We start from the raw sequence: 9,317 nt of genomic DNA on the forward strand, positions 1-9,317 counted from the left end.
TGGCTCTCCAGCTGATCGGCCCCCGCCAGTACCACCTTGTAGGGCAGGGTGACGATGATGGCCCAGTTGCGACTCATTCCCGGCACCATGATGGGGACGGAAATACGGAATGACTCGTCCAGCTCCTGACGCTGAACTTCCGGTTTCAGGTACTGCTGCCACTGGTTGCCCAGCACCTTACTTGCGCTGCTGCCGAGCAGGCTGGCATCACCGCTGGTACCGGTGATGACACCGGCGGCGCTGACGATCAGGGTTTCGCCCTTGCCGTCATAGATATTGCTGTTGAGGCTCTTGGCCTGACGGCTGATGGAGTCCACCGCCAGATCCAGCGCGGCGATCCCCCTGAACTGACCATCCACCATGATGGGGGTGGTGATGGTGCTCACCAGCACCTGCTGACCGTTGATATCCACCTTGAAGGGATCGATCAGGCAAGAGCGTCCTTCCCGCTTCGGGCAGGCGTAGTAGTCGTTGGCGGGATTGCCGAATTCGTCCGGGTCGGTTTTTTCGATGGAGAGCAGCAGATCGGTACCGATTTGATCCTTGTCGCGATAGAAGTAGGGGACAAAGCGCCCCTTGTCGTCACTGCCCAGCGCACTCTGGCCAGCAAAGCTGGCATCCTGACCGTCGAAACCGTTGGGCTCGAAGCCGGCGAAGGCGCCATAGAGCTGGGGCTCCAACGCCAATTGTGCCTTGAGCAAGTCGGTGGCCTGCTGGCGATCCAGCGGCAGTTTGCCCTGTTGTTGCAGGGCGAGGGCGCTGGCCATCTGCTGGGTGTAGGAGAGCCCTTTTTGCAGCAGTTGGGTGATGGTGGCCGCCTCGGCGCGGGCATTGGCGCTGACCTTCTGCCATGCCTCCTGCTGCAGCGCTTCACGGCTGGAGCTGATGGTGAGTTGTTGGGTCTGTTGGCCGGAATATTGGTTGAGCAGGATCAGGATGACCAGGGCTGCGGTCATGGCGATCCCGGCCATCACTAGAATGCGATTCTGGATAGAACGGAACTGCATCGTCTCTTCCTTGTTCGTGAGAAGTGTGGTGAGCGTTATTTGGGTATCGACCGGAGGAGGCAGCTCTCCAGCATTGTGCATAGCAAATCGGAAACGGGGCTTCTGTTTTGCGATCCTCTTCAAATATCGGGCTACAGATGCAAATGGCGACAGATTTAATCCCCTACTTTAGCCCGCAATGGCGTCATGGTTTTCCCATCCGTGATTGTCGGTGCTAAAATGCGACGGTTTTTTCTAACGAATTGGCCCAAGGCCCTCTACACAAGGCTTAAAGATGAAAGTCAAAACCCGTTTTGCTCCCAGCCCGACCGGCTTTTTGCATGTCGGCGGTGCCCGTACCGCACTCTATTCCTGGTTGTTTGCAAAGAACCAGGGCGGTGAGTTTGTGCTGCGTATCGAGGATACCGATCTGGAACGTTCCACTCAGGAGGCCATCGACGCCATCATTGAGGGCATGGAATGGCTGGAGCTGAACTGGGATGAGGGCCCCTACTACCAGACCAAGCGCTTCGATCGTTACAACGCGCTGATCGACGAGATGCTGGCTGACGGCCGCGCCTACAAGTGCTACTGCTCCAAAGAGCGTCTGGAAGCGCTGCGTGAAGGCCAGATGGCCAACGGCGAGAAGCCCCGTTATGACGGCAAGTGCCGCGACCACGCCCACGATCACCCGGCCGATGCGCCGCACGTGATCCGCTTCCGCAACCCGACCGAAGGTTCAGTGGTGTTCGATGACCACGTCCGTGGCCGCATCGAGTTCGCCAACACCGAGCTGGACGATCTGATCATTCGCCGTACCGACGGCGCGCCGACCTACAACTTCTGCGTAGTGGTCGATGACTGGGATATGGAGATCACCCACGTGGTGCGTGGTGAAGATCACATCAACAACACCCCGCGCCAGATCAACATCTACAAGGCGCTGAACGCGCCGGTACCTGAGTTTGCCCACGTCTCCATGATCCTGGGTGACGACGGTGCCAAGCTCTCCAAGCGACACGGTGCCGTTTCCGTGATGCAGTACCGCGACGACGGCTACCTGCCGGAAGCGCTGTTGAACTATCTGGTACGTCTGGGCTGGTCCCACGGTGATCAGGAGATCTTCAGCCTGGAAGAGATGATCAAGCTGTTCAGCCTGGATGCCATCTCCAAGTCCGCCTCTGCCTTCAACACCGACAAGCTGCTGTGGTTGAACAACCACTACATGCGCAGCCTGGATCCGGCCTATGTGGCCAAACACCTGGCTTGGCACATGGAAAACCAGAAGATCGACACCAACAATGGCCCGGCGCTGGCCGAGGTAGTCACCCTGCTGGCCGAGCGCTGCAACACCCTGGTTGAGATGGCTGCCCAGAGCCGCTACCTGTTCGAAGATTTTGAGGCGATCGACGAAGCCGCTGCCAAGAAGCACCTGCGTGGCGTCGCTGCCGAGCCGCTGGCTCTGGCCAAGACCAAGCTGGCTGCACTGGATAGCTGGACCACCGAAGCGCTGCACGAGCTGATTGAAGCGACCGCCGCCGAGCTGGGTCAGGGCATGGGCAAGGTCGGTATGCCGCTGCGCGTGGCCGTCACCGGTCTGGGTCAATCCCCTGCCATCGACGCCGTGATGGCGCTGGTGGGCAAGGAGCGCGTGCTGGCGCGTATCGACCGAGCACTGGCTTACATCGAAGCCTGCATGGCTGCCGAGTAAGTGCTGCCGAGGTGGCAGGCGAGGGGATAACCCCGCTCTGCCACATGCTGAATAGCAAAAATCCGAAACCACTGGTTTCGGATTTTTTTATGGCCAGCGCATACTATAGCAACGCCGGAATAAAAAAATGCCAGTCAGTTGACTGGCATTTTTGTTGGCAGAAGCCGGAGTTAGTGGCTGTCGACCCAGACGAACTTGAGGACGAACAGCAGGGCCACCACCAGCACGCAGGGGTTAATCTCGCGCCAACGGCCGGTACCTGCCTTCATCACGCAGTAGGAGATGAAGCCCACGGCGATCCCCTCGGTGATGGAGAAGCTGAACGGCATCATCACCGCGGTCATGAAGGCCGGTACCGCTTCGGTCAGATCTTCCCACTTCACCCGAGTCAGCTCGGAGCACATCAGCACACCCACATAGATAAGGGCGCCAGCGGCGGCGTAGGCCGGCACCATGGCGGCGACCGGAGAGAAGAAGATCGCCAGCAGGAACAGCAGGCCGACCACGATGGCAGTCAGACCGGTACGGCCGCCGACGGCAACGCCGGAGCTGCTCTCGATAAAGGCGGTGACCGAGGAGGTGCCCATGAAGGCGCCGCCGACGGAACTGACGCTATCGACCATCAGCGCCTGTTTCATGCGCGGGAAGTGGCCCTTGTCATCGGCCAGCTTGGCGCGGTTGGTGACGCCGATCAGGGTGCCGGAGGAGTCGAACAGGTTGACCAGCATAAAGGAGAAGATGATCCCGGCGAGGCTGATATCGAGCGAGCCCATCAGATCCAGCTGGCCGAACACCGGTTCGATGCTGGGGGGCATGGAGACGAAGCCCTTGAAGGTGACATCGCCAAACAGCCAGCCCAGACCCGTGGTGACCACGATGGCGATCAGCACGGCGGAGTGGACGCCGCGGGCGGAGAAGATGCAGATCAGGAAGAAACCGAGCAGTCCCAGCAGGCAGGGCAGGGAGGTGAGATTGCCCACGGTCACCATAGTCGCGGGGCTGGCCACCACGATCCCGGCGTTGTGCAGGCCGAGCAGGGCGATCAGCAGACCGATACCGGCGGTGATGCCGACCCGCAGAGTAAGCGGGATGTTGCCGATCAGCCAGTAGCGCACCCGCAGCAGGGTGAGGATCAACAGACCCATGGCGCCCCAGAAGATGGTGCCCATACCCACTTGCCAGGAGTAGCCCATACCGGCCACTACCACGAAGGCGAAGAAGGCGTTGAGGCCCATGGCGGGGGCCAGCGCGATGGGCAGGTTGGCGAGCAGACCCATCAGGATGCTGCCGATACCGGCGATGAGGCAGGTGGTGACGAACACGGCCTGGGTGTCCATGCCCGCCGCAGAGAGGATCTGCGGGTTGACGAACACGATGTAGACCATGGTCAGGAAGGTGGTGATACCGGCGATCACTTCGGTGCGGGCGGTCGTGCCATGGCCTTGCAGGGCAAACAGGCGCTCAAGCAATCCTTGCCCGGCGGCCTGATTGGCAGCTTGGTGTTGTTGATTCATGTTGGATTCCAATAGGTGACGTGAAATAAGCAGCAGGGGAACGGGCTATCCCATCCATGCGGGGTAAATTGCCCTGTTTCTGGCGGTTAAGTAACCAGACTCGTCCTGATACCGTGACAGCGCGCACATTTTTACACAGGCGGCGCCGTTTACAAACCCCGGATCTGCGAAGCAGATCAATGAATAGAGTAATAATTCAAACGTTTGCTTTTTGAGCATGAAAAAAGGTTCTCAGCAGAGAACCTTTTATCGAAAATTGGGAGCTTAAAGGGTTTTGAAGTAGCGCTCGACCAGCTGGGCCAGCACCGAGTCGAGCCGGTCTTGTACCTCACCCAGCTCGCGGCCGAAGCGGCGCAGAAAGAGGCTGGCCTGCTCTTCGGTTAGCTTGCGCCCCTCGATAAAGAACTCCTGCTCCGGCAACTGTTTGTCGTAGCGGGGGATCAGCACCCAGCTCACCAGCTCGGGCTCCACAGCGGCAAACATCTTGGCGGCGGCGGCACAGAAGGTCTCTATGTGTTCCTTGCCATCCGGCCCGAGGCAACCCGGTTCAACCCGGATCTGGATGGTGAGTTTTTTCTCTATCGGGGTCGTCATCGTGCTACATCCATGCAAAGGCATCCGTCTAGGATTGTAAGTCAAAAGGCAAGAGAAAGGGGAGCCGAAGCTCCCCTCAACACGCAGTCAGCCTTATTTGGCGATGCGCTTGTACTTGGCGCGATGGGGCTGGATCGCCTCGGCGCCGTAGGTCTTCTTCTTCCACTCTTCGTATTCGGTAAAGTTACCTTCGAAGAACTCGATCTTGCCCTCATCCTGATAGTCCAGGATGTGAGTGGCGATACGGTCGAGGAACCAGCGGTCGTGGGAGATGACCATGGCACAACCCGGGAACTCCAGCAGGGCGTTCTCGAGGGCGCGTAGGGTTTCGATATCCAGATCGTTGGTCGGTTCATCCAGCAGCAGCACGTTGCCGCCGGTCTGCAGCAGCTTGGCCAGATGCAGACGACCACGCTCACCACCGGAGAGTTCGCCAACCCGCTTCTGCTGGTCGGAACCCTTGAAGTTGAAGCGGCCGATATAGGCGCGGCTCGGGAACTCGTAGTTGCCGATGCGCAGGATATCCTGACCGTCAGCGACCTCTTCGAATACCGTCTTCTTGTCATCCATGCTGTCGCGGAACTGATCGACAGAGGCCAGTACCACGGTTTCACCAAGCGTGATGGCGCCGGAATCCGGCTGCTCCTGACCCGACATCATGCGGAACAGGGTCGACTTACCGGCACCGTTCGGGCCGATGATGCCGACGATGGCACCCTTCGGAATGGCAAACGACAGATCGTCGATCAGCACCCGATCACCGTAGGATTTGCGCAGGTTGGCCACTTCCACCACCTTGTCGCCGAGGCGCGGTCCGGGTGGAATGAACAGCTCGTTGGTCTCGTTGCGCTTCTGGTAGTCGTTGGTGTTGAGCTCTTCGAAGCGAGCCATACGGGCCTTGGACTTGGCCTGACGCCCTTTCGGGTTTTGACGAACCCACTCCAGCTCTTTCTCGATGGACTTGCGGCGAGCCGCTTCGGAACTGGCTTCCTGCGCCAGACGGGCGTCCTTCTGCTCCAGCCAGGAGGAGTAGTTGCCTTCCCACGGGATACCTTCGCCGCGGTCCAGCTCCAGGATCCAGCCCGCCACGTTGTCGAGGAAGTAACGGTCGTGGGTGATGGCCACTACAGTGCCTTCGTAGTCGTGCAGGAAGCGCTCCAGCCAGGCCACGGATTCCGCATCCAGGTGGTTGGTCGGTTCGTCCAGCAGCAGCATGTCCGGCTTCTCCAGCAGCAGACGGCAGAGCGCCACCCGGCGGCGCTCACCACCGGAGAGGTGCTTGATCTTGGCATCCCATGCCGGCAGGCGCAGGGCATCGGCCGCGCGCTCCAGCTGGTTTTCCATATTGTGGCCGCCCTGGGCCTGGATGATGGCTTCCAGCTCGCCCTGTTCGCGGGCCAGCTTGTCAAAGTCGGCATCCGGATCGGCGTAGGCCGCATAGACCTCGTCCAGACGGGCCATGGCACGCTTCACTTCGCCAACGGCCTCTTCGACCGCTTCGCGTACGGTCTGCTCCGGATCCAGCTTCGGCTCCTGCGGCAGGTAGCCGATCTTGATGCCGGGCTGCGGACGGGCTTCCCCTTCGATCTCGGTGTCGATGCCCGCCATGATGCGCAGCAGGGTCGATTTACCGGCGCCGTTCAGACCCAGCACGCCGATCTTGGCGCCTGGGAAGAAGCTCAAGGAGATGTTCTTGAGAATATGACGCTTGGGCGGCACTACCTTGCCGACCCGGTTCATGGTGTAAATAAATTGAGCCATTGGCTAATTCTCTTCCTTTTCAGCAGGTTAATGTCTTGGCATTAACAGACTGATGTCGTGGTGGGGCCAGGTCGACACGCCGTCAACCGGGTTCCAAAAAACCCGTCGATTGTAAACCAACGGACGAGGGGGGGCAAAGGCGGCACCCGGTTGGTGTCCCCCTTTGCCGCCGCGGTCACGTCTTGCTGCATCAGCCGTGCAATTTGGGCATGATGTGGGCTGTTGTTTTGTGCCGGAGCCCTCATGATCCCATCTCCTCAAGTTCCCTCACTGGCCACCTTTCTCTGCTCCATGGGATTGGGCGCTGCCCTGAGCGAAGCCATCTGCCAGCGCTTGCCCCGGTTGACGTTGCGCGCCGGTCAGGTGCTGTTGGCGCAAGGGGCCGAGCAGGATGCGGCCTTCTATGTCGAAACGGGCATAGCCCGTGCCTGCCATTACACCCGGGACGGGCAGGAGCGCTGCAAGGAGTTCTACTTCGAAGGGGAGCTCTGCCTGCTCTATGACAGCTGGATCACCGGGTCGCCCGCCCGCTACCAGTTGGAGGCGCTGACGGAGTTGCAGGTGGTGCGGGTGCCGATCGCCCTGCTGGATGAGCCCGTCTGGCAGCCGGTCTGCATGGCCCTGCTGCGTCAGCAGCTCGGTTACAAGGAGCGCAAGGAGGCGTTTTTGCTGCTCCACTCCCCCGAAGAGCGTTATCGGGAGCTCTGCCACATCTTCCCCCACTGGCCTGCACGACTGACCCAAGTGCAGCTCGCCAACTACATCGGCATCAGCCCGGTCACCCTGTCACGGATCCGCAAGCGCATTAACACGGGTTAATGCCGCTCTCCGGCCATCCCCTCATGCTGCGTCATCCAAATGACGGATGAGGTGTGGATGATGTCGCAGTTTCTGTGGTCGCAACTGGTGGTGAGCCTGGCCTTGCTGCTCGATCTGTTGTCGTTTCAGTTGCGGGAGCGCCGCAGGATCCTGGCCTGTCTGGCCCTCTCCTGCGCGCTCAATGCCGGTCACTTTGCCCTGCTCGAGCAGTGGTCTGCCGCCAGCCTGTTGCTGCTGGCCAGTATGCGCTTTCTGGTGAGCATCTGGCTGGTTCGCCGCATCTTGATGTGGCTTTTCATGGGGTTGGCCTGTGCGGCGGCGCTGGCGACCTATCAGGGCCTGCTCTCATGGATCGGGCTGCTGGCGAGCCTGTTGCAAACCCAGGCTGCGTTTTGCCCTGACGATCGCCAGCTGCGGCGCTGGATGCTGCTCGGCACCCTCTGCTGGCTGCTCAACAACCTGCTGGTGGGCTCACCGGTCGCCGCGCTGATGGAGGGGCTGTTTCTGGTCAGCAATCTGGTGGGTTACTACCGTCACTATGGCTTCGATTATTGGGGGCGTGGCCGCCACAGTGGCCGCAGAAAGAGGCGTGTGCCGCCTTCCGGTCGGGCGACCTTCTGATTTTCCGCTCAGGGCTGCTTGTGGCCAGCGAAGTAAAGCACCCGTTTCACATACTCCTGCGTCTCGTCATAGGGTGGGATCCCGCCATAGCGCTCAACCGCTTTTTCCCCGGCATTGTAGGCCGCCGAGATCAGTACCCAGTCGCCATCGAAACGGCGATCCAGCCATTTGAGATAACTGACGCCACCCTTGATGTTCTGGGCCGGATCGAATGGTCGGGTTACCCCGAACCGTTGCTGGGTTTCGGGGATCAGCTGCATCAGCCCCTGAGCATTCTTGGGTGAAACGGCGCGGCTGTTGAGATTGGATTCGGCGATGGCAATCGCCAGCACCAGCCGGGCATCCACCTTATGGTGTTTGGCGGCGTGACGCAGCATGGTGACAAGCTTTTGCTTGGCGGGGGGCTGGCGGGCAACCCAGGAGTCGACATTGAAGGGGGTGGAAGGGAGCCCGGCCAGATAGCCACCCTGACCGCCACGGATCCCCATGCCGCACTGATCACCCATGGGAGAATTGCCGATGCGGGCGTTGTAGTAGCGGGCAGCCTGTCGGTTACCAAGGCGCATTGCCATGGCGAGGTAGCTGTTGGCCAGCTTTGCGCTGCGTACCGAGGCAGGGCCGGTGGCGAGCAGGCGGCCGATCCGGAAATATCCTTCGGGATTGCCGGTGCTTGCGGCGACACAGTAAAGGGCGATGGCTTTTTGCAGATTGCCGTGTTGCTGGGCCACTTGACCCTGCTTGATCGCCGTTAGCGCCTTGGGGGCCTGTCTGAAATCCCTGCCTTGTGCCATCGCCCGCGGCGTACCTGCCAGTAACAACGACAAAAAAAGCAGCAAAAACAGTCCGTTTTCGCTGATGTGCCTCATGGGTTATCTCCTGTTTGAGTACAGAAGATATAGAGGAACATGGCTGCTATCGCCACGAACCCAGTGGATCCTGTTGTTATAGCCGGTTGATTTCAGAGAGCAAAACGGTATGGAACTAACGGTATCTCGACAGTTTCACACCATTTTTCATCCGGTTAAAAGTCGTGGTGATACTCCTGCTCATCCAGCACGGCGGGAGGAAGAGCGCGATAGAAGCTGCCAATTTCGCTGACAACCCAGAGCGAAAGCAGGGCCAGCAGGCTGAGCAGGGGAAGCAGAGAGTGGCTCTGGGTCAGGGCATAGGCCGCAATGGCGGCACCGGTCAAAAGCAGGGTTCGGATCATGAGGTGGCTCCTTGTCGTCATGGGGGGGGGGGCGTGGCCACGGACAGAGCGCCTGGGGTCGGGAGTTGTTCCCGGGTGGCACGAAGCGCGCTGAGTATATC

At 60.1% G+C, this 9,317-nt stretch carries 9 protein-coding genes; 3 read left to right on the plus strand and 6 right to left on the minus strand.

Features of this window, described 5'->3' with window-relative positions:
- Positions 1-1,007: cache domain-containing protein (locus tag DBR30_RS22510; RefSeq protein WP_258224489.1), on the minus strand; the 1,007-nt coding region annotated here is incomplete at its 3' end.
- A 274-nt stretch (positions 1,008-1,281) separates the two neighbouring features.
- On the opposite strand from DBR30_RS22510, the gene gltX reads away from it, so the two are divergent.
- Positions 1,282-2,697, plus strand: coding sequence for a glutamate--tRNA ligase (gene gltX / locus DBR30_RS17830; protein WP_108542570.1), 1,416 nt, complete (start codon positions 1,282-1,284; stop codon positions 2,695-2,697).
- 170 nt (positions 2,698-2,867) lie between these two features.
- Here gltX and DBR30_RS17835 read toward each other — a convergent pair whose 3' ends face one another.
- The 3 genes from DBR30_RS17835 to ettA form a co-directional block, all read right to left on the minus strand.
- Positions 2,868-4,211, minus strand: a complete 1,344-nt coding sequence (locus tag DBR30_RS17835) for an NCS2 family permease (RefSeq protein ID WP_005343409.1) — start codon at positions 4,209-4,211, stop codon at positions 2,868-2,870.
- Between the two features lie 264 nt (positions 4,212-4,475).
- The gene (locus DBR30_RS17840; RefSeq protein ID WP_108542571.1) at positions 4,476-4,805 is read right to left on the minus strand and encodes a hypothetical protein; all 330 of its coding nucleotides are present in this window, start codon (positions 4,803-4,805) and stop codon (positions 4,476-4,478) included.
- A 93-nt stretch (positions 4,806-4,898) separates the two neighbouring features.
- On the minus strand, positions 4,899-6,566 hold the full coding sequence (ettA, locus tag DBR30_RS17845; RefSeq protein ID WP_005358378.1) for an energy-dependent translational throttle protein EttA: 1,668 nt from the start codon (positions 6,564-6,566) through the stop codon (positions 4,899-4,901).
- 243 nt (positions 6,567-6,809) lie between these two features.
- Here ettA and DBR30_RS17850 point away from each other — a divergent pair, with 243 nt between their 5' ends.
- Both DBR30_RS17850 and DBR30_RS17855 read left to right on the plus strand, forming a co-directional pair.
- Complete coding sequence (locus DBR30_RS17850; protein ID WP_108542572.1) at positions 6,810-7,385, plus strand: Crp/Fnr family transcriptional regulator; 576 nt, start codon at positions 6,810-6,812, stop codon at positions 7,383-7,385.
- Positions 7,386-7,442: 57 nt separating this feature from the next.
- Positions 7,443-8,006 carry a YgjV family protein gene (locus DBR30_RS17855; RefSeq protein WP_181363616.1) on the plus strand — a complete coding sequence of 188 codons (564 nt, stop codon included), beginning with the start codon at positions 7,443-7,445 and terminating at the stop codon, positions 8,004-8,006.
- An 8-nt stretch (positions 8,007-8,014) separates the two neighbouring features.
- Here the strand turns inward: DBR30_RS17855 and DBR30_RS17860 are convergent, their stop codons facing one another.
- Positions 8,015-8,872 (minus strand): lytic transglycosylase domain-containing protein, encoded by an 858-nt coding sequence (locus DBR30_RS17860; RefSeq protein ID WP_108542573.1) that lies wholly within the window; start codon positions 8,870-8,872, stop codon positions 8,015-8,017.
- 155 nt (positions 8,873-9,027) lie between these two features.
- Positions 9,028-9,216, minus strand: a complete 189-nt coding sequence (locus DBR30_RS17865) for a hypothetical protein (protein ID WP_043822919.1) — start codon at positions 9,214-9,216, stop codon at positions 9,028-9,030.
- Positions 9,217-9,317: the final 101 nt, after the last annotated feature.

The organism is Aeromonas sp. HMWF017 (assembly GCF_003061465.1).
GTDB lineage: Bacteria > Pseudomonadota > Gammaproteobacteria > Enterobacterales > Aeromonadaceae > Aeromonas > Aeromonas veronii.

Coding starts and splice junctions, on each gene's coding strand:
- gltX (WP_108542570.1), top strand. CDS start 1,282: ATGAAAGTCAAAACCCGTTTTGCTCCCAGCCCGACCGGCTTTTTGCAT.
- DBR30_RS17835 (WP_005343409.1), bottom strand. CDS start 4,211: ATGAATCAACAACACCAAGCTGCCAATCAGGCCGCCGGGCAAGGATTG.
- DBR30_RS17840 (WP_108542571.1), bottom strand. CDS start 4,805: ATGACGACCCCGATAGAGAAAAAACTCACCATCCAGATCCGGGTTGAA.
- ettA (WP_005358378.1), bottom strand. CDS start 6,566: ATGGCTCAATTTATTTACACCATGAACCGGGTCGGCAAGGTAGTGCCG.
- DBR30_RS17850 (WP_108542572.1), top strand. CDS start 6,810: ATGATCCCATCTCCTCAAGTTCCCTCACTGGCCACCTTTCTCTGCTCC.
- DBR30_RS17855 (WP_181363616.1), top strand. CDS start 7,443: ATGATGTCGCAGTTTCTGTGGTCGCAACTGGTGGTGAGCCTGGCCTTG.
- DBR30_RS17860 (WP_108542573.1), bottom strand. CDS start 8,872: ATGAGGCACATCAGCGAAAACGGACTGTTTTTGCTGCTTTTTTTGTCG.
- DBR30_RS17865 (WP_043822919.1), bottom strand. CDS start 9,216: ATGATCCGAACCCTGCTTTTGACCGGTGCCGCCATTGCGGCCTATGCC.